The sequence below is a fragment of the Bradyrhizobium sp. WSM4873 genome (assembly GCF_055811355.1).
The window spans coordinates 149,081-174,963 of sequence record NZ_JBVVPS010000017.1 but is presented as its reverse complement, the minus strand read 5'-3'; the positions used below and the strand labels follow the sequence as shown (position 1 = coordinate 174,963).

The 25,883-nt window shown below is 63.6% G+C and carries 28 protein-coding genes and 1 tRNA gene; 10 read left to right on the top strand and 19 right to left on the bottom strand.

Features of this window, described 5'->3' with window-relative positions; all coding sequences use genetic code 11:
• Positions 1-122 precede the first annotated feature (122 nt).
• The 3 genes from AC0L21_RS22720 to AC0L21_RS22710 all read left to right on the top strand — a co-directional run bounded on the left by AC0L21_RS22720 (position 123) and on the right by AC0L21_RS22710 (position 2,241).
• A complete protein-coding gene (locus tag AC0L21_RS22720; RefSeq protein WP_473264019.1) occupies positions 123-1,352 on the top strand; it encodes a CaiB/BaiF CoA transferase family protein in 1,230 nt (409 codons plus the stop codon).
• 158 nt (positions 1,353-1,510) lie between these two features.
• Positions 1,511-1,726, top strand: coding sequence for a hypothetical protein (locus tag AC0L21_RS22715; RefSeq protein ID WP_007602925.1), 216 nt, complete (start codon positions 1,511-1,513; stop codon positions 1,724-1,726).
• Between the two features lie 110 nt (positions 1,727-1,836).
• Positions 1,837-2,241 (top strand): RidA family protein, encoded by a 405-nt coding sequence (locus tag AC0L21_RS22710; protein ID WP_473264018.1) that lies wholly within the window; start codon positions 1,837-1,839, stop codon positions 2,239-2,241.
• Between the two features lie 3 nt (positions 2,242-2,244).
• Here the strand turns inward: AC0L21_RS22710 and AC0L21_RS22705 are convergent, their stop codons facing one another.
• A complete protein-coding gene (locus tag AC0L21_RS22705) occupies positions 2,245-2,907 on the bottom strand; it encodes a TetR/AcrR family transcriptional regulator (RefSeq protein WP_473264017.1) in 663 nt (220 codons plus the stop codon).
• 223 nt (positions 2,908-3,130) lie between these two features.
• Between AC0L21_RS22705 and AC0L21_RS22700 the strand changes: the two genes are divergently transcribed.
• From AC0L21_RS22700 to AC0L21_RS22690, 3 genes are all read left to right on the top strand, one after another.
• On the top strand, positions 3,131-4,366 hold the full coding sequence (locus AC0L21_RS22700) for an acyl-CoA dehydrogenase family protein (protein ID WP_275168169.1): 1,236 nt from the start codon (positions 3,131-3,133) through the stop codon (positions 4,364-4,366).
• 132 nt (positions 4,367-4,498) lie between these two features.
• Positions 4,499-5,557 carry a phosphotransferase family protein gene (locus AC0L21_RS22695; RefSeq protein ID WP_473264016.1) on the top strand — a complete coding sequence of 353 codons (1,059 nt, stop codon included), beginning with the start codon at positions 4,499-4,501 and terminating at the stop codon, positions 5,555-5,557.
• A gap of 89 nt (positions 5,558-5,646) precedes the next feature.
• Complete coding sequence (locus AC0L21_RS22690) at positions 5,647-6,273, top strand: LysE family translocator (protein ID WP_473264015.1); 627 nt, start codon at positions 5,647-5,649, stop codon at positions 6,271-6,273.
• 106 nt (positions 6,274-6,379) lie between these two features.
• Here AC0L21_RS22690 and AC0L21_RS22685 read toward each other — a convergent pair whose 3' ends face one another.
• A complete protein-coding gene (locus AC0L21_RS22685; protein WP_473264014.1) occupies positions 6,380-6,736 on the bottom strand; it encodes an immunity 8 family protein in 357 nt (118 codons plus the stop codon).
• Between the two features lie 204 nt (positions 6,737-6,940).
• On the bottom strand, positions 6,941-8,113 hold the full coding sequence (argE, locus tag AC0L21_RS22680) for an acetylornithine deacetylase (protein WP_473264013.1): 1,173 nt from the start codon (positions 8,111-8,113) through the stop codon (positions 6,941-6,943).
• Positions 8,114-8,167: 54 nt separating this feature from the next.
• On the opposite strand from argE, the gene AC0L21_RS22675 reads away from it, so the two are divergent.
• Positions 8,168-8,680, top strand: a complete 513-nt coding sequence (locus tag AC0L21_RS22675) for a hypothetical protein (protein ID WP_473264012.1) — start codon at positions 8,168-8,170, stop codon at positions 8,678-8,680.
• Positions 8,681-9,044: 364 nt separating this feature from the next.
• On the opposite strand, the gene AC0L21_RS22670 is transcribed toward AC0L21_RS22675, so the two are convergent.
• The gene (locus AC0L21_RS22670; RefSeq protein WP_473264011.1) at positions 9,045-9,830 is read right to left on the bottom strand and encodes an SDR family NAD(P)-dependent oxidoreductase; all 786 of its coding nucleotides are present in this window, start codon (positions 9,828-9,830) and stop codon (positions 9,045-9,047) included.
• 134 nt (positions 9,831-9,964) lie between these two features.
• Here AC0L21_RS22670 and AC0L21_RS22665 point away from each other — a divergent pair, with 134 nt between their 5' ends.
• Entirely contained in the window at positions 9,965-10,663 is a 699-nt protein-coding gene (locus tag AC0L21_RS22665; RefSeq protein WP_473264010.1) for a histidine phosphatase family protein, read from the top strand.
• Positions 10,664-10,778: 115 nt separating this feature from the next.
• The gene (locus tag AC0L21_RS22660) at positions 10,779-11,546 is read left to right on the top strand and encodes an SDR family NAD(P)-dependent oxidoreductase (protein WP_473264009.1); all 768 of its coding nucleotides are present in this window, start codon (positions 10,779-10,781) and stop codon (positions 11,544-11,546) included.
• 164 nt (positions 11,547-11,710) lie between these two features.
• On the opposite strand, the gene AC0L21_RS22655 is transcribed toward AC0L21_RS22660, so the two are convergent.
• Complete coding sequence (locus AC0L21_RS22655) at positions 11,711-12,964, bottom strand: serine hydrolase domain-containing protein (RefSeq protein WP_473264008.1); 1,254 nt, start codon at positions 12,962-12,964, stop codon at positions 11,711-11,713.
• A 162-nt stretch (positions 12,965-13,126) separates the two neighbouring features.
• Between AC0L21_RS22655 and AC0L21_RS22650 the strand changes: the two genes are divergently transcribed.
• Positions 13,127-13,202 (top strand) — tRNA-Trp (locus AC0L21_RS22650).
• A 65-nt stretch (positions 13,203-13,267) separates the two neighbouring features.
• Here the strand turns inward: AC0L21_RS22650 and AC0L21_RS22645 are convergent.
• Genes AC0L21_RS22645 through AC0L21_RS22580 form a run of 14 tightly spaced genes read right to left on the bottom strand, consistent with a single transcriptional unit; the run spans position 13,268 to position 25,872 of the window.
• Positions 13,268-14,302 (bottom strand): Gfo/Idh/MocA family protein, encoded by a 1,035-nt coding sequence (locus AC0L21_RS22645; protein WP_473264007.1) that lies wholly within the window; start codon positions 14,300-14,302, stop codon positions 13,268-13,270.
• A gap of 3 nt (positions 14,303-14,305) precedes the next feature.
• Positions 14,306-15,511 carry a class I SAM-dependent methyltransferase gene (locus tag AC0L21_RS22640; RefSeq protein WP_473264006.1) on the bottom strand — a complete coding sequence of 402 codons (1,206 nt, stop codon included), beginning with the start codon at positions 15,509-15,511 and terminating at the stop codon, positions 14,306-14,308.
• A complete protein-coding gene (locus tag AC0L21_RS22635; RefSeq protein WP_473264005.1) occupies positions 15,504-16,721 on the bottom strand; it encodes a class I SAM-dependent methyltransferase in 1,218 nt (405 codons plus the stop codon). The genes AC0L21_RS22640 and AC0L21_RS22635 overlap by 8 nt, the downstream gene beginning before the upstream one ends.
• Positions 16,714-17,334 (bottom strand): WbuC family cupin fold metalloprotein, encoded by a 621-nt coding sequence (locus tag AC0L21_RS22630; protein WP_473264004.1) that lies wholly within the window; start codon positions 17,332-17,334, stop codon positions 16,714-16,716. The genes AC0L21_RS22635 and AC0L21_RS22630 overlap by 8 nt, the downstream gene beginning before the upstream one ends.
• Positions 17,312-17,977, bottom strand: coding sequence for a class I SAM-dependent methyltransferase (locus AC0L21_RS22625; protein WP_473264003.1), 666 nt, complete (start codon positions 17,975-17,977; stop codon positions 17,312-17,314). The genes AC0L21_RS22630 and AC0L21_RS22625 overlap by 23 nt, the downstream gene beginning before the upstream one ends.
• 25 nt (positions 17,978-18,002) lie before the next feature.
• Entirely contained in the window at positions 18,003-18,395 is a 393-nt protein-coding gene (locus tag AC0L21_RS22620; protein ID WP_473264002.1) for an LIC12192 family sporadic carbohydrate cluster protein, read from the bottom strand.
• Complete coding sequence (locus AC0L21_RS22615) at positions 18,388-19,194, bottom strand: sporadic carbohydrate cluster 2OG-Fe(II) oxygenase (protein ID WP_473264001.1); 807 nt, start codon at positions 19,192-19,194, stop codon at positions 18,388-18,390. Before AC0L21_RS22615 ends, AC0L21_RS22620 begins: the two co-directional genes overlap by 8 nt.
• A complete protein-coding gene (locus tag AC0L21_RS22610; protein WP_473264000.1) occupies positions 19,191-20,309 on the bottom strand; it encodes a DegT/DnrJ/EryC1/StrS family aminotransferase in 1,119 nt (372 codons plus the stop codon). Before AC0L21_RS22610 ends, AC0L21_RS22615 begins: the two co-directional genes overlap by 4 nt.
• The gene (locus AC0L21_RS22605; RefSeq protein ID WP_473263999.1) at positions 20,299-21,405 is read right to left on the bottom strand and encodes a DegT/DnrJ/EryC1/StrS family aminotransferase; all 1,107 of its coding nucleotides are present in this window, start codon (positions 21,403-21,405) and stop codon (positions 20,299-20,301) included. The genes AC0L21_RS22610 and AC0L21_RS22605 overlap by 11 nt, the downstream gene beginning before the upstream one ends.
• An 8-nt stretch (positions 21,406-21,413) precedes the next feature.
• Positions 21,414-22,373, bottom strand: a complete 960-nt coding sequence (locus AC0L21_RS22600) for a transketolase family protein (protein ID WP_473263998.1) — start codon at positions 22,371-22,373, stop codon at positions 21,414-21,416.
• 10 nt (positions 22,374-22,383) lie between these two features.
• A complete protein-coding gene (locus AC0L21_RS22595) occupies positions 22,384-23,232 on the bottom strand; it encodes a transketolase (RefSeq protein ID WP_473263997.1) in 849 nt (282 codons plus the stop codon).
• Positions 23,229-24,257, bottom strand: coding sequence for an aminoglycoside phosphotransferase family protein (locus AC0L21_RS22590; RefSeq protein ID WP_473263996.1), 1,029 nt, complete (start codon positions 24,255-24,257; stop codon positions 23,229-23,231). Before AC0L21_RS22590 ends, AC0L21_RS22595 begins: the two co-directional genes overlap by 4 nt.
• A complete protein-coding gene (locus AC0L21_RS22585) occupies positions 24,254-24,865 on the bottom strand; it encodes an HAD family hydrolase (RefSeq protein ID WP_473263995.1) in 612 nt (203 codons plus the stop codon). Before AC0L21_RS22585 ends, AC0L21_RS22590 begins: the two co-directional genes overlap by 4 nt.
• Positions 24,866-24,870: 5 nt before the next feature.
• Positions 24,871-25,872, bottom strand: a complete 1,002-nt coding sequence (locus AC0L21_RS22580) for an NAD-dependent epimerase/dehydratase family protein (protein ID WP_473263994.1) — start codon at positions 25,870-25,872, stop codon at positions 24,871-24,873.
• Positions 25,873-25,883: the final 11 nt, after the last annotated feature.

Below are 25,883 nucleotides of genomic sequence, written 5' to 3'. Positions count from 1 at the left end.
GGCGGGCGGATGGCCGTATGCCCACAGTGCAGTGCTCGGACCGCCAAAATGGTGTATCCGCAGGGAGCGCGTCCTGCGATCTCGCCGCCGCGCCAAGATCCAGTTCCCCGGAGGACACCTACATGTCGGCCCTGCCGCTCTCAGGCATCAAGATCCTTGACCTCACCCGCGTGCTTGCCGGGCCCTTGTCGGCCCAGATGCTGGGCGATTTGGGCGCGGAGGTGATCAAGATCGAACGGCCGGGCACCGGTGACGACGCGCGCGCCTTCGGCCCGCCCTATCTGACCGACCCCGATGGCAAGGCCAACAACAACAACTCGTTTTACCTCTGCGCCAACCGCAACAAGAAGTCGGTCACGGTCAACATCGCCAAGCCCGAGGGGCAGGCGATCATCCGTGAGCTCGCCAAGGACGTCGACGTCTTCATGGAGAACTACAAGGTCGGCGATCTCAAGCGCTACGGCCTCGACTACGAAACCATCAAGGCGATCAATCCCGGCATTATCTATTGCTCCGTGACCGGCTTCGGCCAGACCGGCCCCTATGCGCCGCGCGCCGGTTATGACGCCATCCTGCAGGCGATGGGCGGCTTGATGAGCGTCACCGGCCATATCGACGGCGAGCCCGGCGAGGGCCCGATGAAGGTCGGCCCGTCGATCGTCGACTACATGACCGGCATGAACACCTCGATCGGGATTCTCTCGGCGCTATACCATCGCGACGCCAATGATGGCGTGGGACAGCATATCGACGTCTGCCTGTTCGACACCGTGATCGCATCGTTGTCGCACTGGCTGCAGATCTACCTCGTCAATGGCAAGACGCCGCCGCGCCGCGGCACCTGGGGCAATGGCGGTATGCCGGCCGGCGTGTTCCGCTGCACCGACGGCGAATTGATGCTGGTGGTCGGCAATGACGGCCAGTTCCAGCGCACCTGCGCCGTGCTCGGCGCACCCGAGCTTGCGAGCGACAAGCGCTTCGTCAAGAACAACGATCGTGTCGTGCACGGCAAGGAGATCATGGCGATCTTCGCCGGCCTGTTCCTGAAGCAGCCGGTGGCCTATTGGCTGGACAAGCTGGAGGAGGCCGGCGTGCCCTCCGGCCCGATCAACAATTTCGAGCAGGTGTTTTCCGATCCCCACGTCCAGTCGCGCGGCATGCGGGTGAACGTCGACCATCCCTTCCAGCCCGATCTCTCGCTGATCCGCAACGCGCTGACGCTCTCGGAAACCCCGATCAAGGACTACCGCGCCCCGCCGCTGCTCGGTGAGCACACCCAGGAGGTGCTCGCCGGCAAGCTCGGCTATGATGCCGGCAAGATCGAGACGCTGAAGCAGCAGGGCATCATCTAGCTTCGGCGGAGCGCAGATCTTGACGTCATCATGACGCTCGTGCGGCCTTGCGCGAGCCTTGCGCGCAATCCCCAGATAATCCCGGTCCGTACTCACACAGGCTTCCGCTTCGCGCGCGACTCAGATTCGATCGGTCCACTCAGTCCGGGAGGGAACGCATGTCCTACACGATCGGGTTTCAAGCCAAGAACCAGAAGGCAATTCTGGCAACCGAGGCGGCAACGGCCAACCAGGCCGTCGCGATCGTTGCCGCGTTGCGGCAAAGTGCAGACGAAATAAAGTTCATCCGCTCGCCGCAGGAAGGCGACATGGGCATCGAGATGCTGCTGCTGCTCGCCAAGGAAGAGGCCGAGGAGATGCCGCAGCACGCTTAGGCGGCTCAACGGGCAAACTTCGGCGATCAAACTTCGATCACAAGCGAAGCATGACGGCTGCAACATGATGTAGCAAGCCGTCATCTCGCTTGCACCGAAGGTGGCCGCCCATGAAACCCGAACTGAAGCGCGAAGCGCTCCGCGTCGAACCGATCTCGACTTTCCTCGATCGCCGGCAGGCGCCGGTCTCGCCGGTCACGCGCGCCGGCAACATGATCTTCGTCGCCGGCCTGCCGCCATTCGACCCAGGCACAGGCGAGATCGCGGAAGTGTCGATCGAACGGCAGAGCGAACTGATCATGGAGCAGATGAAGCTGTGCCTTGAGACGGCAGGCGCGAGCCTCGACAACGTCATGAAGTGCAACGTCTACTGCACCTCGACCAAACACTTCGCCGCGTTCAACGCCGTCTATGCGCGCTATTTCCCGCACGATCCGCCGGCGCGGATCTTCGTCTGCACGCCGGAATGGTTCGGCCCCTTCGACGTCGAGATCGACTGCATCGCGATGATGTGACGTTTAGCGCGCCGCCACCTTTGGCGGCGCCTTCGCCTCTGTCCGTCCCGCGGTCAGCGCCATCGTCGCGACGCTGACGACGCGGGCGACCACGTCTTCGACGTCGTCGAGGTCGCATTTGCCTTCCGACAGTTTCGTCAGCCGCTCGCTCTCGCGGATGGTGTGGTGCGCCATGGCGAGCGCAAAATTCAGGCCCCAGTAGATATCGACGTCGCTGCGGTCGGGCAGGGACCGTCGCATCGCGCCGGCGAATTTGCGCAAATGGTCGATCTCGCGGTTCTTGATGCGCCGGATCGGCGGCACGGATTCGATCGAGGCGCGGATCATGAAGCGCGCCGCGGTCGAGCGCTGGTTCTCGGGGCCTAGGCAGCCGCGCAGCGTCGGGCCGACCAGGGCATGCAGGATTACCTCGATCGGCGCGCGGCCGCCGCCTTGTTCTTCCGCCGCCTTCAATTCGCGCAGACGCTCGCGGTTGGTGGCGATCGAGCGCGTCACGAACAGCTCCGCGATCAACTCGTCCTTCGAGCCGAAATGATAGTTCACCGCCGCGAGGTTGACATTGGCCTCCGCGACGATGTCGCGCAGCGTCACGTCGCCGAACCCGCGATCGGCATAGAGCCGTTCGGCGGCGGCGAGAATGGCAGTCCGGGTATGATCGCTGGCCATGGGAGCCCCTCGGGGAGGGAGTTGCAATTCAAACAGTTGTATGAAACTATCGTTTGAAGGTCGGGGAAGTCAATCCGCAATCGGGACTCGTCCGCAAACGCGCGAAGGGGTTCCGGAGAGTTCGCAAGTCGCGCATTCGCACTTGCGGGTCGCACAATGCGGGTGGACAGTCCGGCGCAAAACAAGTTCGCCACAACGAGTTGGCAAAGACGAGGAGCGTCCCATGGATTTCGATCTGTCGCCGAAGCAGAAGGAATGGCTCGACCGCGTGCAGTCCTTCATGGCCAAGCACGTGCGCCCGGCGGTGCCGGTCTATGACGAGCAGGATCGCAGCGGCGAACGCTGGAAGGTGATCCCGGTGCTGGAAGACCTCAAGAAGAAGGCGAAAGCCGAAGGCCTCTGGAACATGTTCATGCCGCCCAACGAGCATGAGGATGACGAATTCCGCGGCGCGGGACTAACCAATCTGGAGTACGCACTGCTCTCCGAGCAGATGGGCCACATCTCCTGGGCTTCGGAAGTCTTCAACTGTTCCGCGCCCGACACCGGCAACATGGAAGTGTTCATGCGCTACGGCTCCAAGGAGCAGAAGCGCAAATGGCTACGTCCGCTGATGGACGGCGAGATCCGCTCGGCCTTCCTGATGACGGAGCCGGCCGTGGCCTCGTCCGATGCCACCAACATCGAAACCAGCATCGCGCGCGACGGCGACCACTACGTCATCAACGGCCGCAAATGGTGGTCGTCCGGCGTCGGCGATCCCCGCTGCAAGATCGCGATCCTGATGGGCAAGACCGATTTCAAGGCGGCCAAGCACCAGCAGCAGTCGCAGATCCTGGTTCCGCTCGACACCCCCGGCATCAAGGTCGAGAAGATGCTGCCCGTGTTCGGCTTCGACGACGCGCCGCATGGCCACGCCCAGGTGCTGCTCGAGAACGTGCGGGTGCCGAAGGAGAACATCCTGCTCGGCGAAGGCCGCGGCTTCGAGATCGCGCAGGGCCGACTCGGTCCCGGCCGCATCCATCACTGCATGCGCACCATCGGCAAGGCCGAGGAGGCGCTGGAGAAGATGGTGAAGCGGCTCACCTCGCGCACCGCTTTCGGCAAGCGGATCGTCGAGCATTCGGTGTGGGAGCAGCGCATCGGCGAGGCCCGCACCAATATCGAGATGACGCGGCTGTTGTGCCTCAAGGCCGCCGACATGATGGACAAGGTCGGCAACAAGACCGCACAGGCCGAGATCGCCATGATCAAGGTCGCCGCTCCCAACATGGCGCTGAAGATCATCGACGAGGCGATCCAGGCCTTCGGCGGTGCAGGCGTCTCGGACGAAGCCGGCCTTGCCAAGGACTACGCTCATATCCGCACGCTCCGTCTCGCCGACGGCCCGGACGAGGTACATAATCGCGCCATTGCAAGGCTCGAGGTTCGGAAGTATGCAAACTCTTCCAGTCATTAAGCGGGAGAGCATGCTGGCGCTCCCGATTTGAAGAAACGACAGGGCATGATCCGTGATCGGATGACCGCTTGACGCAAGTGCGCTGGGGGTTACCGATTAGGATCATGTCCGGACTGAAGAGGGAGCGTCATCGTGGCTGACGGCGTCAGGAAAGACGAAGAATTCTCGGGCACCAAGCCCGTCGAGGAGCGTCATCGTATCGACGAGATGCGGCTCGAAGCCTGGATGCGCGACAACGTCGAAGGCTATGAGGGACCGCTGGTCGTCCTCCAGTTCAGGGGTGGCCAGTCCAACCCGACCTACCGGCTGGACACGCCGAACCGCTCCTACGTGATGCGCAGAAAACCGTTCGGCAAATTGCTGCCGTCGGCGCACGCGGTCGATCGCGAATATCGGGTGATCGCGGCGCTGGGAAAGCAGGGCTTTCCGGTCGCGAAGGCCTATGCGCTGTGCCAGGACGACAGCATCATCGGTTCGGCCTTTTACATCATGTCGATGGAAGACGGCCGGGTGTTCTGGGATCCGACGTTGCCGAGCCAGACGCCGGATGATCGCCGAAAAATCTTCACCAGCAAGATCGAGACGCTGGCCAAGCTCCACATGTTCGATCCCGTCGCAATCGGTCTTGGCGACTTCGGCAAGCCCGGCAATTATTTCGCGCGCCAGATCGATCGTTGGACCAAGCAGTACCGTGCGTCCGAAACCCAGACCATTCCGGAGTTCGAGAAGGTCGCCGAATGGCTGCCGAAGACCGTGCCGGAGCAGGCGCGCGTCTCGATCGTCCACGGCGACTATCGCCTCGACAACATGATTTTCCATGCGACGGAACCGCGCGTGCAGGCCGTGCTCGATTGGGAATTGTCGACGCTCGGCGATCCCATGGCCGACTTCACCTATCTGCTGATGCAGTGGGTGATGCCCGGCCTGGACGGCGCCGATCTCAAGGCGCTCAACATTCCGAGCGTGGAAGAGGCCGCGCAGATCTATTGCAACGTCACCAAGATGACGGTGCCTGATCTCAACTGGTATTTTGCCTACAACCTGTTCCGCCTCGCCGGCATCACGCAAGGCATCGCCGGCCGGGTCCGCGACGGCACTGCGGCGAATGCCAAGGCGCTCGAATCCGCCAAGCGCACCGTGCCGTTGTCGAAAGCGTCTTGGGAGTATGCGCAGAAGGCCGGCGCGGTTTAAGGAATCCGAAGGCGCGGCGGCGGCCGCGCCTTTGCTTGCGTTCCTCTCGTGTCCGGGACACGGAACAGAATGACGAGAGAGATGCCCGCATGATCGACCACACCACCCTCATCACCTACATCCTCATCGTCCTCGGCTTCGTCTTCATTCCCGGACCGGCGACACTCCTCACCATGGCGCGTGCCGCGAGCTCGGGAACAAGGGTCGGCATCGCGACGGGCGCGGGAATTGCGGCCGGTGACGTGGTCCACACCACCATGGCAATCGTCGGCCTCTCTGCGATCATCGCAACTTCGGCGGTCCTGTTCAGCGTCGTCAAATACGCGGGCGCAGGCTTCCTGATCTATCTCGGCATTCGCGCCATGCTCGACAAGACGCCGATCGCGGTAAATGGCGGCGCGCCCGCGATCAGCGCAATGAGGGCATTCCGGCAGGCCGTGCTGACCGAGGTGCTCAATCCCAAGACCGCGCTGTTCTTCCTTGCGTTCCTGCCGCAGTTCGTCCGGCCCGAGCATGGTTCGACGACGCTGCAGCTCGCGCTCTTCGGCGCTGTCTTCGTGTTGCTCGGCCTCGTCAGCACGGTGGTATTCGCCGTCGGCGCCGGCCGTCTCGGCAATTTGCTGCGCCGCCACCCCGCCGTCGTGAAATGGCAGGGCAAGGTGGTCGGCACCATCTACTGCGCGATCGGCGTGCGGCTGGCATTGCAGGAGCGCTGAGCCCGTCGGACGGAGTAGCGTTAACCCGACACCCTCGTGTCCCGGACGCGGTGCAGCGCGAAGTGCTGCTCCGCAGAGCCGGGAGCCAGTCACGTCGCCAAGGTATTCAGTTCTGGGGAATGTAGTCTTCAAATTCCCACTTCCCCAGGCGGGCCATTTTTTCTGCCGCCTCCTTCCAGGACGTTCCCGAGCATTCAGCGCAATAAGCTTCGACAAACTCCCGCAGTCGAGAATAGTCGAATTGCTTTACGAAAACATGATGCCGTCCAATCGTGATGTCGTCGTCCATATTGGAGCTGTACCAGTCGGGCGTGCAGAGTATGAAGTCGAAGGACTCTTGTCCTGGCCCGTCAGCTGGGCCGACCATAGCCGTTACCAAAATCCCAAATGGCCCGCTTGGCGCAAAGGCCTCGAGCGGATCCGCATCAGTGCTGTCCAGAAACCTCAGTTTTGCCGTAACCATGGACGCTCCATTGTAGGTGGTTCGTAGCGCGGATGAGCGCAGCGATATCCGGGACAGCGGTCCCGCATGTCGCTACGCTCATGCAGGCTACGGGCGTCTCCAGTCGCTCGTCATTGCGAGCGAAGCGAAGCAATCCAGAATCTTCGCACGGTGGCAGTCTGGATTTCTTCGTCGCAAGAGCTTCTCGCAATGACGAGAAGGCGCTCACCCCTTCACGCAATGCCCGATCAGCTTCTCAATGAAGCCTGCGCATTTCTCCAGCTCCGCCATTTCCACGAACTCGTCCGGCGTATGCGCCTGCGCGATTGAACCGGGGCCGATCACCACTGACGGGATGTCGGCCATGCTGGCGAACAGGCTTGCCTCGGTGCCGAACGCGACCTTGGCGTGGTCGTTGCGCCCCGCGAGGCTCTTGGCCAGCGTGACGATTGTCGCATCGGCCGCCGTGTCGAGCGCGGGGTAATCGAGGATCTCCTCAAAATCGATGCCGCACTCCGGATGCTGCTTTTTCATCGCGGGCTCGAGCTCGGCCTTGGCCCAGGCGACGATCGCATCCGTAACCTCGCGCGACTCGGTGATGCCGATGCCACGGCATTCGAAATCCACCGTGCAGCTATCAGGCACGATGTTCAGCGCGGCGCCGCCATGCACGATGCTGGTGAGCAGCGTCGAGTGCGGGACGTCGTAGAGGCTGTCGGCCGCTCGCACGGCTGCGAGCGCCACGGCGCGGTGTCGGATCTCGACGATCAGCTCGGCCGCATATTCGATCGCATTCACGCCGTCGGGCGCGATCGAGGAGTGGCGGGCGAGGCCGTGGAATGTGGCGCGCACGCCGTGCTTGCCCTTGTGGCCGATGATGACCTTCATCTCGGTCGGCTCGCCGATGAAGGCGCCGAGCGGCTTGATCCGTTTCTTCGCGACCTCGCGCAGCATCGGCCGCACGCCGACGCAACCGATCTCCTCGTCATAGGAGATGGCGAGATGAATTGGCGTTTCGAGCTTCGCTTCCAGCATCTCCGGAACCATGGCAAGGCACACCGCGACGAATCCCTTCATGTCGGTGGTGCCGCGGCCATAGAGCCTGCCGTTGCGCTCGACCAGCTTGAACGGATCGTGGCTCCAGTCCTGGCCGACCACGGGCACCACGTCGGTATGTCCCGACAGCACCAGGCCGGGGCGGTCCTCGGGTCCAATGGTGACCCATAGCGAGGCTTTCTGTCCGGTCTCGTCGACGATGCGCTCACCCTTGACGCCGAGCGCGGCGAGATAGCTCTCGATATGCGCGATCAGGGGCAGGTTGGAGCGATCGCTGATCGTGTCGAAGCCGACGAGGTCGGCGAGCAGCTTGCGAATACGGTCGGGTCTTGAGCTCGGCATTTTCACGTTCTTGTCAGGGGGATGGAAGCTGAAGTGCTTGCATGAACCATACCAATGTTGCGCTCCAGTGAGCAAATCAACATGTCGGCCCGTAGCCCGGGTGAGCGAGCGATACCCGGGACAGCTCGTGGTCGGAATCCCGGATGTCGCTTCGCTCATCCGGGCTACAAGACCTTGCGTTGCCTGTCGGGCAAAACACACAAGTCGCTGGTCAATCCTCCGGCGCAAAAATATTCCGCTTTACCGAAATTCGGAAACGGCGTATGTGTCGCGGCAGCCCGGCCCAAGGAAGAGGGGCGTATCGCGATCGTCACGAACGCGGGCCGGGCGGCGGTGGACGTGGGTCACATCGGCGCGAACGGCTTCGCAGGGCGGGCAACCGTGAGTGAAAGTGTCGCGCACACGACCGGTGTGATCGGCGTACGGCAAAATCGTGTGGTCCTGGCGCCCGGGGTCTGTGCGCCAAGTGTTGCGGTGATGTGGGGTGCCCAACCGGGCACACGCATCAGCTATCCGCAAGGCGACGGGGGCAATAGTGCATCGCTCCCCGGGGAGAGCGCGACATAAGCCGTAAAACCACTGCGCAGGGAAGGCCGTGTGTTGGGCTTCACCTGTATGCTGCTGTGCAATTTTGTTCACGACAATCTCGCACAGTGGACCGCGGGTGCCAGCCGGCACCCGGCCTTCCCTGCGCCCTCTTTCAATTGAGGGTGAGGCATCGAGGCAAAGCTCGGGCGAACAAGCCGCGAGGATGCGATCCCATGTCAGTTATTCATCAACAGTCTCGTGCCCCGGACGCAGCGCAGCGCCTCTTGGCGGTGCGCTGCAGAGCCGGGGCCCATGCAACAGCGTGCCGTGGGACCTGCTGGGTCCCGGCTCTGCGCAGCACCGCTACGCGCTGCAGCGCGTCCGGGACACGGGAGTGCGCGAACTAAACCGGCTTCCCGGTATACGGCATCGACGCCGTCAGTCCGCCGTCCACCGGGAAGGCCTGGCCATTGACATACGACGCCTCGTCGCTGGCCAGGAACAATCCCATCGCGGCGAGCTCGTGCGGCTGGCCGGGGCGCTTGAGCGGATTGAGCTGGCCGATCTTGTCTTGGGTGCCGCGCTCCTTGGCGCGGTCGAAGATCGGCTTGGTCATGCCGGTCTCGATCAGGCCCGGGCACACCGCGTTGATGCGCACACCGGTGCCGGTGAGCGAATAGGCCGTGGTCTGCACCAGGGAGATCACGCCGGCCTTGCTCGCGGCATAGGGATGTCCGCTGGCGCCGGCCTTGAGGCCCGCGACGGACGCGGTCAGCACGATCGCGCCGGACTGCTGCTTCACCATGTGCGGCATCGCATGCTTCACCGCGAGAAACGGCCCGATCAGATTGATGCGCAAAACCTCCTGCCATTGCTCGACGGTCTGCTCGCCGAGCGGGACGAGTCCGCCGGAGACGCCGGCATTGGCCCAGATCACGTCGAGCCGGCCGTGCGTCTTCACCGCCTTGTCGATCACGGCCATGACGTCCCGTTCGGAGCCGGCGTCCGCCATCATCGCTTCCGCGACACCGCCGGCCTTCTTCACCTCGTCGACCGTCTCCTTCACCGCGTCGCTGCGATCGACTGCGATCAGCCTGGCGCCTTCTTTGGTGAACAGCAGCGCGGCCGCGCGGCCGATGCCGCTGCCGGCACCGGTGATGATGACGGATTTGCCTTGCAGACGGCCCATGCGGTTTCTCCCTTTGGTTCGCACGCGACGCTTGCCGCGCGACGGAATTTCAAACAAGATTTCAAACGGTAAAGTGTCTTGAGACACGTTCGCTACTGACGTACAGCGACATCAAACGGGATGGAAGGGTTTCGATGGCAGGTGCAGACAAGCCCAAAGTGGTCACGACACGCTGGTGGTGGGTCCGTCACGCGCCCGTGCGCAATGACGGCGGCAACATCTACGGTCAGTCCGATCTCGCCTGCGACACCAGCGATACCTACGTCTTCAATGCTGTTGCCAAGGTGCTGCCACGCAAGGCGGTCTGGTATTCGAGCAATCTGATGCGCACGCATCAGACCGCCGAAGCGATCTGGGCGGCCGGCTTCCCGAGGCCTGCGTCGATGACATGGGAAGCGGACCTCGCCGAACAAAACCTCGGCCGCTGGCAGGGCATGAACCGCGCCGAGTTCATCGCCAGCCGTCCCGTCGGCTCGAGCTGGTTTGCCGACATCAACGAGCCCGCACCCGGCGGCGAAAGCTTCATGGATCTCTACAACCGCGCCCGCCGCACCATCGAGCGGATCAACATCGAGGCAGCCGGGAAGGACGTGATCGCGGTCGCGCATGGCGGCACCATCAAGGCGGCGCTGGGGCTGGCGCTCGACAATCAGCCGGAGCGGGGGCTCGCATTCGACATCGACAATTGCTCGGTGACGCGGCTCGACTATTTCGCAAGCCCCGAACGCAGTGTCTGGCGGCTGCCGATGGTGAACCAGCAGCCGTGGATCGCGGACGATGCGCATGCGGCGATGCATCAACCCGCGGGACCGGAAGTCAAGAAGCTCGCCTGAGTGAGCTGTCATTCCGGGACGGTCCGCAGGACAGGACCCGGAATCTCGAGATTCCGGGTTCGGCTTCGCCGCCCCGGAATGACAATGAACACGAAGATCAATCTGGGAGAGAAACATGAGCTTGTTCGACATGAAGGGGAAAGTCGCCGTCATCACCGGCTCGACGCGCGGCATCGGGCTTGCGATCGCCGAGCGCATGGCCGAGCACGGCGCCAAGGTGGTGATCTCCTCGCGCAAGGCCGACGTTTGCGACCAGGTCGCGAAGTCCATCAACGACAAGTTCGGCAAGGGCACGGCCGTCGCGATCGCCGCCAACATCTCGTCGAAGGAAAACCTGCAGAACCTGATCGACGAGAGCAACCGCGCCTTCGGCAAGATCGACGTGCTGGTCTGCAACGCCGCATCGAACCCGTATTACGGTCCGCTCGCCGGCATCTCCGACGATCAGTTCAGGAAGATCCTGGACAACAACATCGTCGCCAACAACTGGCTGATCTCGATGGTGGTGCCGCAGATGATCGAGCGCAAAGACGGCTCGATCATCATCGTCTCCTCGATCGGCGGCCTGAAGGGCTCGACCATCCTCGGCGCCTACGCGATCTCGAAGGCCGCCGACATGCAGCTCGCGCGCAACCTGGCCTGCGAATATGGCCCGCACAACATCCGCGTGAACTGCATCGCGCCCGGCCTGATCAAGACCGACTTCGCGAAAGCGCTGTGGGACAATCCGGAGAATTTGAAAGCCTCGACCGCGCGTTCGCCGCTGCTGCGCATCGGCGTCCCCGACGAGATCGCGGGCGCTGCGGTGTTCCTGGGCTCGAAGGCCGGCGACTTCATGACCGGCCAGACCATGGTGATCGACGGCGGCGCAACGATCAGTTGAGGCCACAGTAGGTGTCATCGTCCGCGAAGGCGGACGATCCAGTGCTCCGCGGCCTTCGTTGGAGAGCTCGCTCTCACGACATCCGCCACGGAGTACTGGATGCCCCGCCTTCGCGGGGCATGACAGCGAGTGTGGAGGTGCGACGCTGCGACCAGGCGAAGCCCTCAATCCACCGCCGCGTACACCAGATCCCGCACCAGCGTTCGCGTAAAATCGCGCTGTCCCGGGCCCTGGCTCATGAACACGACGAACAGATCTTCCCTCGGATCGATCCAGAAGAACGTCCCCGCAATGCCGCTCCAGAAATACTGGCCGACGCTGCCGGGGAAGGGCGCGATGCCGGCCTCGCGGCGCACCGCGAAGCCAAGGCCGAAGCCATGGCCGGGCGAAAGGAGAGTGCCGTTGGTCACGACGTGAGGTCCGAGATGATCGGAGGCCATCAGCTCCAGCGTCTTGCGGCCGATGATCCTGTTGCCGTCGAGCGTGCCGCCGTTGCGCAGCATCAGCGCGAAGCGGGCATAGTCCATGGTGGTGGAGACGAGGCCGCCGCCGCCGGACTCCATGATTGGCTGCTCGAGCATGTTGAACAGCGCGACCTTGTCGCCGGTCCAGGGATCAACCGCGAACGGCTCGGCCAGCCGGCCCACATTGGCCTCAGCTGTCGCGAAGCCGGTCTCGGCCATCTGCAATGGCGTAAGAATGCGCTCAGCGAGGTACGCGCCGAGCGACTTGCCGCTGACAACCTCGATGATGCGACCGAGGATGTCGGTGGAGCGGCTGTAGTTGAACTCGTCGCCGGGATGGCAGACCAGCGGGAAGCTCGCCACCAGGGCGGTGTGCTCGACATTGGTGATCTTGCGGCTGCGCACCCGCGAGTCCTGGTAGAGCTTGTGCACGGGGCCGTCGCCCTGGTGCTCGTAGGTCAGGCCAGAGGTGTGGCGCAGCAGGTCCTGCACCGTCATCGGGCGCTTGGGCGGAACCAGTTCCAGCTTGCCGCCGCTGACCACGCCGACCGTTTGGTTGGCGAACTCCGGGATGAATTTCGCGACGGGGTCGCCAAGAATCAGGTGGCCGTCCTCGACCAGCGTCATGATGCCGACCGACACGATCGGCTTGGTCATCGAGAAGATGCGGAAGATCGAATCATGCGCCATCGGCGCTGCGCCCGTCGGGCTCTGTCTGCCGAGCGCCTCGAACCAGCCGACCTGGCCGTGCCGTGCCACCAGCACGGTGACGCCCGGCACGGTTCCCTTGTCGATCTCGCGCTTGAAGGCCTCAGACATGGCCTGGAGGCGAGGGCGCGACAGCCCGAGCGTCTCGGGGCGGGATTCCGGCAGAGGCGGGGTTTTCGGCGAGGTCGGGGGGCGGTGGGCGGCTGTCGCGGACGCTTGGGCAGTCGCAGAGGCTTGGGCAGTCATGGGCACTCCCGGTGCTTATTATTGTTCGGAGCAGACTGTGGCCCAGAAGGCGCGCCACAAACAAGCGAAGCCAGCGCGCTTCACCCTTGCAATCCGGCCTTGCAATCCGGCCGCCCCCTGTGCTTCAAAGCGGCCTGATCCGGGCGGCAACGCAGGGTCCGTAGGAGTGTAGCTCAATTGGTAGAGCACCGGTCTCCAAAACCGGGGGTCGCAGGTTCGAGCCCTGCCACTCCTGCCAGCGAAATCAAACACTTAGCTGGCGATCAGCCATCGCCCGGGTATTGTCGCCGGACGGCGTGAAACCTAACCGCTGACCTGCCGTTTCCAGATCGCCTCCGCAAGGGCGATGTCGGCCACGGAATCCTCGCCGGACGCCAGCGGCGTCCTCTGTTCCATGATATCGGCGACGAATGCATCGGCTTGACGCCGAAACGCCCAGCTCGTGTCGCGCGACAATCGCGTGCGTTGTCCTTGCTGATCGAGGATGACCTCCGCCTCCTGCTCGGCAAACGGTGGGGGCAATTCGATGGTCAGCTTGCCCCGCTCGAAGTCGATGCTCAGCCCCTCGCGCCAGACGCCTTCGGATCCATTCGCGAGTTGCAGCGCGCAGGCGATGCCGTCGAAGTCGAGTGTCACGGTCGCTGCGCCCGAGCTCTCGACGTTGCTTTCGGCGACTGCCGGCGAAGATCCGAGCACGTAGCGCGCGAGGTTGGTGATATGGCTGAACACGTTCAGAAAATTGTCGTAGCCGGGTCGCATCGCGCCCGGCATCCAGTCGGGGCCGTCCTGCCAGAGCTCGAGCCCGTCCGGCCGCACTTCGCCGGTCATGACGAAATTGTCCTGCGACCGGCCAGTGCTGCCGCCGAGGCACCAGCCTCGCGCGCCGACAATGCGTCCAAGCGATTGATTTGCTCGCAGGCGCGTCAACTCGGCCAGCGCGCGCGCCACGCCGGCATCGTGACGCTTCATGTAGCCGATGCTGTAGACGAGGTTGTGCCGCCGCGCCGCCTCGGCCAGTGAAACGGCCTGAGCCGTGGTGTAGGCCATCGGCTTCTCCGACAGCACGTGGCGGCCGCTGTTCAATGCATCCAGCACGATCGGGCCGGTGGCGCGACGCTTCGTCACGACGACGACGGCCGACACTTCGCTGTCCGCCAGCAGTTCCCGGTGCGTGCCGTAGATCCGCGCGATGTCGAACTTACGCGCCGCTGCGGCAGCGAGGTCGGGCCGGAGATCCGCGATCGCGACAACGCGGCAGGCGGGATTGGCGACGAAATTGGCGAGATGGCACATCTGGCCGACCATGCCCGTTCCGATGATGCCAATGCCCGGCCTCACTTGCTAGGATCCCTCGAAGCGTTTCCGGATAACAAGAAAATGTGCCGGCTGTCCCCAGGTGTTGATGAACGCCTGGTCGGATTGGGTGAGGGCGGTGACTGTGGACGCATCCCGTCGCCCGATCGCGACAAAGATACGATGGAAGCTGTCGAGGGTCGCCACGATGGCGCCGATGTCGGACGCATCGTCGGCAAGAATGTCCGTCGCCGGTATCGTCTCGCGCAGCGAAGCGAAGTTCGCGATCACACGGGGCAGGCTATCGCCGAAGGGATCGTCGATCATCGCATCGACATCGAGAACCAATGTCTCGATCGAAGCCGAGATCGCGTCGACCGCTTCGGTCCGGCCGGCCAGATAGAGCTTCCGTCCGCCGAGAAAGCTCAGACGGCTGCGAGCGAGGTGGCGCGTCCCGCGCCGCAGCTTCTCGTCGTCGGAGAGGACCCTCTTGTGCCAGTAGACGTCCAGGCTGTCGCGATAGACGGGCCACCCCGAATGGATGTCGAATCCCTGCTCATGCGCCGCCGTGCACAACGCTCCCGCGTCGAGGAAGTAGCGGTGCCGGACGAAAGGATTTTCGAGCACGTCCATCAGCCAGGATTCGAAGCTGCGCGTATGCGGAATGCTGTTCCATTTCGGCTCAAACAGCAGCTTCGCCGTCTCCAGCGCTGGACGGCCCGTCAGCACCTTGCCGGCTGCATGAATCGCCTTGAGCGCGAGCTCGAAGAAACCGCCGTAGCGCTCGTAGTAGGAAACGACGGCGTACCCGTCCGGATTGAGCAGCCGGTGAAAGATGCCGAGCCAAATTTCGCTCGGCTGCACCGTGTAGATGAAACCTTCGGCATCGATGATGTCGAAACAACGATCGCTGCGAAATCCTTCGACGTCGAACGACACGAGTTCGCGGAGACGTTGAGCCTTGTTGAAATGTGCGAAGTATGTCTGGATTTTCGCGTGCGCATGCCGGTTCGGCTCGGCGAGCGTCATGTTCGCGCCCCAGCCCGCAAACACCAGCGCGTTCTCGCCGGAATCGGGGCCGAATTCGAGCACGTCGGCGTCGCGGAACAACCGCGGCGGCAGCACCAGCTTGTCCGAAAACAACTCGCGCCGCAGGCCGGCATAGGCGTCGAGTTCGGCGGCGGATTTGAAATTCCCGAACGTCGGCAGGACGTCCTGACGTTCGTAATAGTTGAAGAGCTTGTCCTCAGCCATGTCGCGACCCTGCGGCGGCCTCTAGGTGATCGAGCTCGCTCCAGATGTCGGAGGGCGCGAAGATCGAAACGACGTGGAGCGGACGCTTCACGTTTTCGCGCAGCCGGCTGCCGACCTTGTCTTCGTTCTCCTGGTTCACGGCCAGAAGACAGACGAGCGGACCCGACTTGCCGGCGAGGTCCTCCGGCGGGCGGATCGGAATGCCGGTGCCGGGCAGGAACAAGCCCTGTCGCTCCTTCTGGTCGTCGACCGAGAGGTCGACGAGATCCGCAAGTTCATGGGCATTGGTGAAGGTGCAGGCACGGCAGCCGGCGCCGTAGATGGCGATCTCGGCGCCGTTGGCGCGGGCCTTGGCGAGGATCGGGCGAAGACGCGCGCCGTACTCCCTGGCGCGCCGACCGAATTTCTCGCCGACGCCGGACGGCGCGGGCGGGGCCGTCACGTCGCGGGCGGCGCGTCGCGCTGCGATCGCGAGGCTGCCGCCGCTGAAATTGTATTTCTTCACCGAGACTGCTTCGAAGCCGTGGCGCGCCAGCAGCGCGAGCAGCGTTGGCTCGGTGAAATAGCTGACGTGCTCCTCCCAGAGGACGGAGAGGTCGCCGACCGCCGAGCCGGGCGCGAAATCAGGCACATCGATGAAGAGAAGCCCGTCGTCGCGCAGCGCGATTTTCACGCAGTCGAAAAAGTTCTCGAAATCGACGATGTGCTCCAGCACCTGGCGCGAGACGACGAGGTCGAACTTGCCGGCCTCTGCGACCGCGTCGTGACACAGCGCCGGGCTGATCATGTCGGCATAGACCTTGATGCCGCGCTCGCGGGCGATCTTGCCTGACACCGGGTTGGGCTCGACGCCCACCAAAACTTTCGCACCGCGTTCGCGAAGCCTGTCCATGAACAGGCCGTCATTGCATCCGATCTCGAACACGGATTGATGGGGCGAGAATTTGGCGATGGTATCGAGCTCGTCGACCTGGTGCGGCTCCGGCTTCCAGCTGCTGAAATTGTAGTTGAACTGCCGGTACAGAATGTCGGGATCGATCGGCTTGACGATCTGGGGCAGGCCGCACTCGCCGCACGCCAGCACCTCGAACGGATACCGTTCGTCCTGTTCGTCGCGGCTGTGCCGAAGCCGATGCGCAATCGGCATCTGTCCGAGGTCGATCACCGGGCGCAAATTGGTCGAATGGCAGAGGCGGCAATGATCAGTCATCGGTAGGAATCTCTGCTGGAATGGCTCGTGAAGTATAGCGATGGGCTAGATGCTTGGCGGCGAGCGCACCGGTCCTAGTCACATAGTCCTGCACTTCCGCGGCATCGCCGCCATCCGGCGCCCAGTCGGGAAATGCCGTGCGGGAGGGATCGAACGGACCGGCGGTGGTTTCGTGAAACACCAGCCACTCCGAGGTGATCAGGATCGAGTGAAACACCTGCTCGGGCATGCGGTAATAGCAGCGCTTGCCCTGGCCGTACGGTGCCATCTCGAGCACGTCGCGAATGCGGCCGTCGTCCTCGAAGATCACGACCTGCGCAGTGCCCTCGATCAGGTGAAACGATTCAGGTTTGCCAAAGTGCTTGTGAGGCCGCACATAGGCCTCGCGATGATGCACGATCAGCATCTCGTGCAGGCCGGACGAGGGATCAGGATGCGTGCATAGCCGGCTGCGCAGACGCGGATTGCCCGCGGCGATGCGCTTCAGCTCCGCGATCGTGGCGTCGTTCGCCGTGACGATGGCGTCGTCCGAATAATACACTTCGGGATTTTGCGCTCGCAGCGAGGCCGGCCGGCGCAGGCCCGTTGCTTCATTCGAAGAAGATGAACCCATGGTCGCCCCGGTAGCCGCATTTGTCGTAGATCCAGGCCCACGTCTCCGGACCATGGAAACTCAGGCAGGTGAGCTGCCAGTAGAGCAGGTTCGCCTTCTCGCGCTCGTCGCGGAACGATTCCACCATCAGATATTTCGAGGCGCCGCGCCCCACGCGCTCGATCTCCGACACTGCTCGGAAGACGTCCTCGAGCGGAAGATTATGGAGCACGCCGAGCGACACCACGAGATCGAAGCTGTGGTCGGGGTAGGGGAGCTCGACGGCGCTGCCGACCTTCAATTGCGGTCGCACCTCTTCCTTGGCGTTGGCGATGCCATAGTCGGAGATGTCGATGCCGGCGATGGTGAGGCCGGGGACCAGCTGGGTGAATTCGTAGAGCAAATAGCCCTTGCCGCAGCCGACATCGAGCACGCTCATTCCGGGCTTGATGCCATAGCGGTCGATCAGGGTCTGGGCGAGCGGGCGCCACCGTCCGTCATAGCGGTAGCCGCCATAGCCATAGCGGCGGTCGCCGTCCCAGTAGTCGTGTCCCCATTGCCGCGCGATGGTGGCGGATTCCGCCTTATCGTGCTCGACGACCCGCTGAACGTAGTTCCGATTGGTCGATGCGTGCATCGGCTGGAGCAGATTGATCTCGGTCATTGTCCTCAACCGGTCCGCGGCATCGTCACAGGATGGTCGCGAATTTATTGACGAGCAGGATGTCCTCGACAGCCTGGATGTTGTCGCGCGAGCACAGCGTGATCTCCTCGACGGCCGCGTGCAGATCGCAGCCCTCGCTCAGCACGCGGTCGTAGATCTCCCGCCGCCGTGCCTCGTCGGGCGGCAGCATGAAGATGCTGTAGAGAATCAGGCCGCGCAATCGCGGCAGCTCGTCCAGGATGTCCTCAAGCACCATGTAGCTGCCGGGCATGGTGTGCTCGGCGGCGCTGAGCAGATAATGCAAATTCTTCCGCCGCGCGTAGTCGCGGATCACGATGTTCTGGACGTGCTGCGGGGTACGGCTGCCGTTCAGCGGCCGGGCGCCGATATAGCCGCGATGGCCGGCTCGCTCAGCCATGGAAGCCTCCCGGCAGCTTGTATTGCATGCCGACGCGTGTCGCCGGACGCAGCAGGATCGGTTCAAAGAATTCGCCGAATCGTTTGTCCGCGTAGGGCGACATGATGCTCTTGAAGCGGCAATTCATGCTCCAACGCGAGCCGGCTTCCTGGTTGACGCGATTGCCGTGCATCAGGGTCTGGTTGAACAGCATCACGTGACCGTAGGGAATCTCGATGAACGTCGCGTGCGGCTTGATGGTCTGGTAGAGTTCCTCGGCGCTGCGTAGGCTGGCCATCCGGTCCTGCATGTCGCCGTTCAGGGATGGCGGCAGCAGATACATCGATTTGGTGCGGTGGACGTCGACCAGCGGTACCCACACCACGACCTCGAACGGCGAGTCGCCCGACCAGACGTCGGAATGGGTGGCGAGGAGCGACGAATCGTCTCCGGGCAGCTGGATGCTGAGATTGACGCGGCGCTGCATGCAGAGCTCGTTGCCGACGATGGTCTCGATCGTCGAGCGCGCCAGACGGAAATAGGTCGGCCGGAACCAGGGCTCGGCGTTGAGGCCGTTGAAGACGTGCAACCGCAGGCCGTTGAGATCATCTACGCTCACCCGCGTGTGGATGGTGTCGAGCATCGCGTAGGGGGCGTTGCCGTGTGGCAGCTTCAGATAGTCCGCCGCGAGCTCGGCGGCGCGCCGCTGGATCCGGTCGAGCCCGGCGCGATCGTCGGCCGGCGTGGTGACGAAGCCGTCGTCGATGAAGCGTTGCGCCAGCGCCTGCTCATCGGCCTCGAGGAACGCGGTGTCCGTCATGCAAAATACTCCCGGGCCGTCGCGCAAACATAGCTGATATCCGAGGCCGAGAGGAATTGGTTGATGGGAAGCGTGAGGATCTGATCCGCCTGCTGCTCGGTCACCGGGAAGGCGCCGCGACCGTAACCCAGATGCGCCGCCGCCTCCTGGAGGTGGATCGGTACGGGATAGTGGATTGCGGTCTCGATGCCCTTGTCGGCAAGATGTTTCTGGAAGTCGTCGCGACGGTCCGTCTGCACGACAAAGGTGTGGAAGGTGTTGAACTCGATGTTGCGGCAAACCGGGATGAACAGGGGAAGGGCGGCAAGCTCGGCGCGGTATTGCGCGGCGTTGCGGCGCCGGCGTTCGATGACAGAGGGCAGGTGACGCAAGCGAATGCGAAGCACCTCGGCTTGGACCGTGTCGAGGCGTGACACGATGCCCCATTCCTGAACGTCACTGCGATTGATCAGACCGTGATTGCGCAGGCGGCGAATTTTCGCGGCAAGTTCGGCGTCGGCGGTGACGACGAAGCCGGCATCGCCCGCGGCATTGAGGTTCTTCAGCGGGTGGGCGGAGAAGCAGCCGAACGTTCCGATGGTTCCGCTCATCCGCCCGTCATAGGTCGAGCCGACGGCCTGCGCGCTGTCCTCGATCACGGCGAGAGCGTGCTTGGCCGCGATTGCCATCAGCGGGTTCATGTCGGCCATGCGCCCGGTCAGGTGCACCGGCATGATCGCCCTGGTCCGCGAGGTGACGGCGGCCTCGACTGCAGCGGGATCGATATTCTGGTCCGGCAGCACGTCCGCAAACACGGGCCTGGCGCCGACGGCGATGATAGCGGCGGTCGATGCCACGAACGAATTCGGCGGGGTGATCACCTCGTCCCCAGGACCGATGTTGAGCGCCCTCATCGAAAGGATCAGCGCATCGGTGCCGGAATTCAGCGTCACCACATGCGGCGAACCGAGACAGGTGGCGAGCTCCTCTTCGAGCTTCGCAACGGCCGCGCCGCCGATGAAATCGCCGCGCCGGAACACGCCCTCGACCGCCTGCATGATCTCAACGCGCTCTTCCTCGAATTGTGCGGGAAGATTGACGTAACCGATGCGCCGGCGGCCGGTGTCAGCGTCCATGGCAGAACGTCCGAACGATCTCGATGACGCGGTCCTGCTGCGCCCGTGTCAGATGCTGGTCGACGGGGAAGCTGATGACTTCCCGGGCATGGCGGTCGGTGACCGGGAAGGTGCCCGGCGCGTAGCCGAGGTGTTTGAGGCCTTCCTGCTGATACAGCGGGATGGGATAGTGGATCTTCGCTTCGATGCCATTGTCCAGGCAATGTTTGTAGAGCTCGTCGCGGCGCTCGGCGAACACCATGTAGAGATGGTAGACGTGCTTCACGTTGGGCCGGCGCGGCGGAATGCGCAGGCCGGGCAGGCCGGCAAGGCCCGAATCGTAATAGGCCGCGTTCTCGATCCGACGGCGCGTGATCTCGCTGGTCTGGCCGATCAGCGAGTTGCCGACAACTGCCTGGAGGGAATCGAGCCGCGAATTGCAGCCGAGCATCGCGATCTCGTCGCGATTCTTCATGCCGTGGTTGCGGATCAGGCGAAGCCGCTCGTTCATCCCCTCGTCGTTGGTGACAACGACGCCGGCATCGCCCCAGACGTTGAGGTTCTTGAGCGGATGCAGGGAGAAGCCGGCTGCGATACCGTGGGTGCCGGACCGTTTTCCCGCGAACTCCGACAGGATGCCCTGGCAGGAATCCTCGACCACGGGAATGTTGCGACGCTGTGCGATCGCCATCAGCTTGCCCATGTCGGTGACCTCCCCGGTCAACTGAACCGGCATGATCGCCTTGGTCATCTCCGTGATCGCGGCTTCGACGCAGTCGACGTTCATGCAGAAGGAGTCGTCGCAGTCGACCAGCACCGGCGTCGCGCCGGTCTCGGCGATGGCGCCGACGGTGGCGATGAAGGTGTTGGCGGCCGTGATGACCTCGTCGCCATGGCCGATGCCGAGCGCCTTGAGCGGCAGCTTGAGCGCATCGGTGCCCGATCCGACGCCGATGGCGTGACGCACGCCGATCAGCTCGGCAAAGCGCCGTTCGAATTCCGCGACCGGTTTCCCCAGGGTAAAGTCACCCGTCGCCACCAGTCGGCCGATCTCGGCCAGGATCGGTGCCGGGTCGGAGAATTGCTCGAGCAGATAGGAATATCGAACGTCGTGCATGGGGCCCGTCAGGTGGAATGAAGTTGAGGAGAGGAGGTGTGCGAGGCGGGGAGCGCGCGCGCGATCGAGGTCGCAATGGCGTCGGCGGAAAGTCCGTGCTTCTTCAGCAGCGAGTCCTGCGATCCGTAATTGTGCATGAACCGGTCCGGCAGCGACAACCGCAGCATCGCGGGCAGGCCAGAGCCGAGCTTGTCGATCAGCGCCTCCGCGACCGCGCTGCCGAGGCCGCCCGAGGGCACGTGCTCCTCCAGCGTCGCTACCAGCCTGGTGCCCCGGATCGCTTGCAGCAGCGCCTCGGTGTCGAGCGGCTTGACCGTGTGCATGTGCAGGATGCCGGCGCGAATGCCTTGTGCTGCCAGCAGGTCGGCCGCAGCGAGTGCGCGCTGGAGCATGATGCCTGTCGTGACCATGACGACGTCGCCGGGCGGGCGCATCAGGATGGCCTTGCCGATCTCAAAGCCGTGCTCGGGCTTCGAGACGATTGCGTCGCCACCTTTGCCGAGCCGGATGTAGATCGGTCCCTTCCAGTCCAGCGTCTGTTCAATCATGCGCGCCGCCTCATCGGCGTCGCACGGGCAGACCACCGTCATGTTCGGCAGCGCCCGCATGATGGCGATGTCCTCGATCGCTTGGTGAGTGGGGCCGAGCGGCGCGTAAACCAGCCCGCCGCCATTGGCGATCAGCCGCACCGGCAGATTGTGCAGGCAGAGATCGACGGCGACCTGCTCGTAGCAGCGGCGGGTGAGGAATGTCGCGATAGTGTTGACGTAGGGCACGAAGCCTTCCATCGCGAGGCCGGCCGACATGCCGATGATGTGCGCTTCCGAAATGCCTTCGATCAGGTGGCGCTTGGGAAACTCCTTGCTCATCGCGCGCAAGGTACCTGCGCCGGGATCGGAGCCGATGTAGAGCACACGCTCATCGCGCGCGGCGAGCTTGTGGATCATGTTCATCGCGGTGTTGCGCATGAGGAGCCGATCAAAAATCCCCAACGGCGACGCGAATGGCGTCGAGCTCGCCGTCGGTGAGCTTGTTCTTATGATGCCAATCGGCGTTGGATTCCGCGGCCGGCAGACCCTTGCCCTTGACGGTATGGCAAATGATCGCGGTCGGTTTTCCCGGAACGGCCGGGACCTGCTTCAGGACGGTGCACAGGGCGCCGACGTCGTGACCGTTGAGCTCCTGCACGGCAAAGCCGAAGCTGCGCCATTTGTCCGCGAGCGGTTCCAGCGGCAGGACGTAATCGGTGGGCCCGTAGCTCTGCAACTTGTTGTAGTCGATCAGCGCGACAAGATTGTCGAGCCCGTGCTTGGCCGCGCCCATGGCAGCTTCCCACACCGATCCCTCGTTGATCTCGCCGTCTCCGAGCAGGACGAAGGTGCGGTAGGTCCGCTCGCGCATGCGGGCGGCGAGCGCCAGGCCGACTCCGATCGACAGGCCGTGTCCGAGCGCGCCGGTCGAGGCCTCGACCCCCGGTACCATTCCGTATTCGGGATGTCCGCCCAAAATGCTGTCGGGGCCGCAGAAACCGTCCAGCTCCGACAGCGGAAAGAATCCGCGATCGGCCAACAGCGCATAGAGTGCCAGACACCCGTGTCCCTTGCTGAGGATCGCGCGGTCGCGGGCCGGATCGCGCGGGTTGTTCGGATCGATCCGCAGCACGTCGTCATAGAGTACGCGGACCATCTCGATCAGCGACAACGCCGGACCGACATGTCCGCGTCCCGCGGAGCGGACAGAACCGAGCACCAGGCGGCGCAGATAGAGGCTGCGCTCATCCAGCGTGCAGGTGAGGGCGGCTTCAGCGTGGGGTGAGATCTGGGTCACTCGGGTAAATGGGTGGGGCGAATCGTCTGGTGAAGCCGGCGGGCTTTGTCGAACTGACCGGCGAGGCGGATCCTAACATCGCTACCTTGCGCAGCCATTGCGCGCCGGGAGCGGCTGTCCGGCAAATAGGCGTTCAGGACAATCAGGCACCAGATTCCCTTGAACACAGGATGCAGTACGTCCCGTCGGATCGCAAACGCGTCATCGCTCGCCTCGAAGGCGCGCGACAGCCGTTCGATCAAGCGATTCGCGCTCGCTTCCGGCAGGTTGCTGCCGGGATGAATGGCGGCGTCGGACACGAGTTTCACCGGATCGTCCCAGCCAAAATATTCGAAGTCGATGAATCGCAAGCGCCCGTCTTCTGCGCGCAGAGCGTTGTGCAGTCCGAAATCGGACGGACTCAGCGCGCGATGGGTGGGCGCAAGGTCCGCTGCGGGATCCCGACCGAGTTCCGCGTAGCGCCGGCGGATCTGCCGAATCGCGACGTCGGTGCTGGGAACCAGGCTGCCTTCGAGGAACGCACGCAGGTCGGGATGATCTTCCGAAGCTCGCCTCAATGCGTCCAGGCGCTGCTCGTACTGGGCGATGGCCGCTTCGGGCGAAAAGATGCTGGCGGAGGCGTTCCGCAAAGTCTGCGCGCCTTCGGCGTCGCGCAGCTTCTGCAGCCCGATGAGAAAATCGGCGAGCTGATCGGCATCGTCGCTTCGGGGGCGCAGCACCGCGGCCTCGCCGTCGAACCATTGGTACAGCGCGCAGAACGCATCTGCGTCCTTCGCGACCGGCTGCGGTGTCGACATGATGCCATGACGCGCCAGGAACGAGAGCGCATCATATTCCTGTCCCAGGCGATCGCGTCCGTCGGACGGATAATGCTTGAGGGCGAGGGGCGGTCCCTCCGCCATCTCCAGCCGAAACACCCTGTTGTTGCCGCCGGACCGTGCCGGCTGGGCGAACGCGACACGCGCACCGGCCAGGCGGCTGCCGATCGCCATCGCATCCGGCGCGGTGATGTCGGTCTCGCTCATGCTGCAAACACCTCGCGGCGGATATCGGCCCATGTCGCTATCGGCTTGCAGTGTTCGGGGTGGGGAGGCTGCGACCGCGTGAACAGGATCGATCGCGTGGCCTTCGGAAAATGCGGTTGCTCGAAGACGTCGACGAGATCGTCGATGAAAACGTCGAGCTTCAGGCTCTCGAGCCTCTCGACCTTGGCGGCCAGTGTGTTCTCGAAATAGACGTCGCCGGTGGTCAGCGCCGCATCCGCAGCGTCGATCAGGCTGGCTCCCCACAGCCAGCCGCGCGCCGCGTCGCGCAGGTCGGTGCGGTCGGGGTCCTGATGACCGAATCGGGTCTTGTGGCTGACGATGCAGACCTTCGAGCCGGCCCGCTTGCACGCCGCCAGGAATTCCCGCACGCCCGGATAGATTTCGGCGCCGCCAATTCCCTTGCCGTAGACGAAGCCTTGCAGTCCTTGCCAGGCGAGTTCGCCGCCCGCGCGGGACCGGAGATGATCCCGTAGGTCGGTCTTCAGCCCCTCCCACCCTTCCGGCACCAGCCCACGCTGACGTGCGACGGCGGCAAAGACCTTATCGTAGCAGATGATCGTGTTGTCGAAATCGATGCCGATCCGCACGCCGCTCACTTCAGGCTGATGTTCTGCATCATCTTGATGTTGAAGTACCGGGGATCGTCGAGCGAGTTCGGCAGGTGGCCGGCCTTGAAAGCGTCAACGAGGCCGGACACGGCCTGCTCGATCGTGTGGGACGGCGCAAAGCCGAGCTCGCGCCGGATCTTCTCCGAGGAGACGTGGTAGGAGCGGAGATCGTCGGTCGGCTCGACGACGACGTCGACATTGCTGCCTACCACCGACTTGACGATATCGGCGATCTTCATCAGCGAGTGGTTCTCGTATCCGATATTGTAGGTCTTGCCGTCGATCTTTGCGTCATCCTGCTGGAGCAGGAACAGATAGGCCGCTGACATGTCGTCGATGTGCAAATTGGGCCGGCGCTGCGTTCCGCCGAACACACGGATGCGGCCGTTGTTGACCGCGAGATTGGTCAGGATGTTGACGACGACGTCGAGCCGCTGCCGAGGTGCGTAGCCGCAGACGGTGGCGGGGCGAACCGTGCAGGCGACGAATCCGGACGCGGCTTCGTCGGCAAGGTCGGTCTCGCACATCGCCTTGAATTTCGAGTAGTCCGTGAGCGGCTCGCAGGACAGGTCCTCGGTCACCTCGGCTTCGTCCTTGATGCCGTAGACGCTGGACGATGAGGCATAGATGAAGCGCTTGATGCCCGCCTTCTTGGCGGCGCGCACCATCGGCCGGAAGCAGTCGTAGTTGATGGACTTGCCGAGCCCCGGGTCCAGCTCGAACGACGGGTCGTTGGAGATGCAGGCGAGGTGGATCACGGCGTTGTTGCCGCGCAGGGCCTCGTTGATCGCGGCTTCGTCACGGATGTCACCCTTGATCAGGCGCAAATTGGGGTTGTTGCGGACAGCATCGAACACGTCCTCGCCATACATGAACAGGTCGAGCACGGTGACCTTGTGGCCCGCAGCGAGCAACTGGGGAACCAGCACGCTACCCACATAGCCTGCCCCCCCGGTGACCATCACATTCCATTTTCGACCAATCACTGTCGTTCTCC

Bases quoted from the DNA above. Each gene is read 5' to 3' on its own strand.
- AC0L21_RS22710 (WP_473264018.1), top strand. From the start codon at position 1,837: ATGAAACCCGAACTGAAGCGCGAAGCGCTCCGCGTCGAACCGATCTCG.
- AC0L21_RS22660 (WP_473264009.1), top strand. From the start codon at position 10,779: ATGAGCTTGTTCGACATGAAGGGGAAAGTCGCCGTCATCACCGGCTCG.
- AC0L21_RS22665 (WP_473264010.1), top strand. From the start codon at position 9,965: ATGGCAGGTGCAGACAAGCCCAAAGTGGTCACGACACGCTGGTGGTGG.
- AC0L21_RS22615 (WP_473264001.1), bottom strand. From the start codon at position 19,194: ATGACGGACACCGCGTTCCTCGAGGCCGATGAGCAGGCGCTGGCGCAA.
- AC0L21_RS22630 (WP_473264004.1), bottom strand. From the start codon at position 17,334: ATGGGTTCATCTTCTTCGAATGAAGCAACGGGCCTGCGCCGGCCGGCC.
- AC0L21_RS22590 (WP_473263996.1), bottom strand. From the start codon at position 24,257: ATGAGCGAGACCGACATCACCGCGCCGGATGCGATGGCGATCGGCAGC.
- AC0L21_RS22700 (WP_275168169.1), top strand. From the start codon at position 3,131: ATGGATTTCGATCTGTCGCCGAAGCAGAAGGAATGGCTCGACCGCGTG.
- AC0L21_RS22620 (WP_473264002.1), bottom strand. From the start codon at position 18,395: ATGGCTGAGCGAGCCGGCCATCGCGGCTATATCGGCGCCCGGCCGCTG.
- AC0L21_RS22655 (WP_473264008.1), bottom strand. From the start codon at position 12,964: ATGACTGCCCAAGCCTCTGCGACTGCCCAAGCGTCCGCGACAGCCGCC.
- AC0L21_RS22605 (WP_473263999.1), bottom strand. From the start codon at position 21,405: ATGCACGACGTTCGATATTCCTATCTGCTCGAGCAATTCTCCGACCCG.
- AC0L21_RS22635 (WP_473264005.1), bottom strand. From the start codon at position 16,721: ATGACTGATCATTGCCGCCTCTGCCATTCGACCAATTTGCGCCCGGTG.
- AC0L21_RS22685 (WP_473264014.1), bottom strand. From the start codon at position 6,736: ATGGTTACGGCAAAACTGAGGTTTCTGGACAGCACTGATGCGGATCCG.
- AC0L21_RS22690 (WP_473264015.1), top strand. From the start codon at position 5,647: ATGATCGACCACACCACCCTCATCACCTACATCCTCATCGTCCTCGGC.
- AC0L21_RS22670 (WP_473264011.1), bottom strand. From the start codon at position 9,830: ATGGGCCGTCTGCAAGGCAAATCCGTCATCATCACCGGTGCCGGCAGC.
- AC0L21_RS22625 (WP_473264003.1), bottom strand. From the start codon at position 17,977: ATGACCGAGATCAATCTGCTCCAGCCGATGCACGCATCGACCAATCGG.
- AC0L21_RS22715 (WP_007602925.1), top strand. From the start codon at position 1,511: ATGTCCTACACGATCGGGTTTCAAGCCAAGAACCAGAAGGCAATTCTG.
- argE (WP_473264013.1), bottom strand. From the start codon at position 8,113: ATGCCGAGCTCAAGACCCGACCGTATTCGCAAGCTGCTCGCCGACCTC.
- AC0L21_RS22610 (WP_473264000.1), bottom strand. From the start codon at position 20,309: ATGGACGCTGACACCGGCCGCCGGCGCATCGGTTACGTCAATCTTCCC.
- AC0L21_RS22705 (WP_473264017.1), bottom strand. From the start codon at position 2,907: ATGGCCAGCGATCATACCCGGACTGCCATTCTCGCCGCCGCCGAACGG.
- AC0L21_RS22675 (WP_473264012.1), top strand. From the start codon at position 8,168: ATGTTGCGCTCCAGTGAGCAAATCAACATGTCGGCCCGTAGCCCGGGT.
- AC0L21_RS22600 (WP_473263998.1), bottom strand. From the start codon at position 22,373: ATGCGCAACACCGCGATGAACATGATCCACAAGCTCGCCGCGCGCGAT.
- AC0L21_RS22640 (WP_473264006.1), bottom strand. From the start codon at position 15,511: ATGGCTGAGGACAAGCTCTTCAACTATTACGAACGTCAGGACGTCCTG.
- AC0L21_RS22720 (WP_473264019.1), top strand. From the start codon at position 123: ATGTCGGCCCTGCCGCTCTCAGGCATCAAGATCCTTGACCTCACCCGC.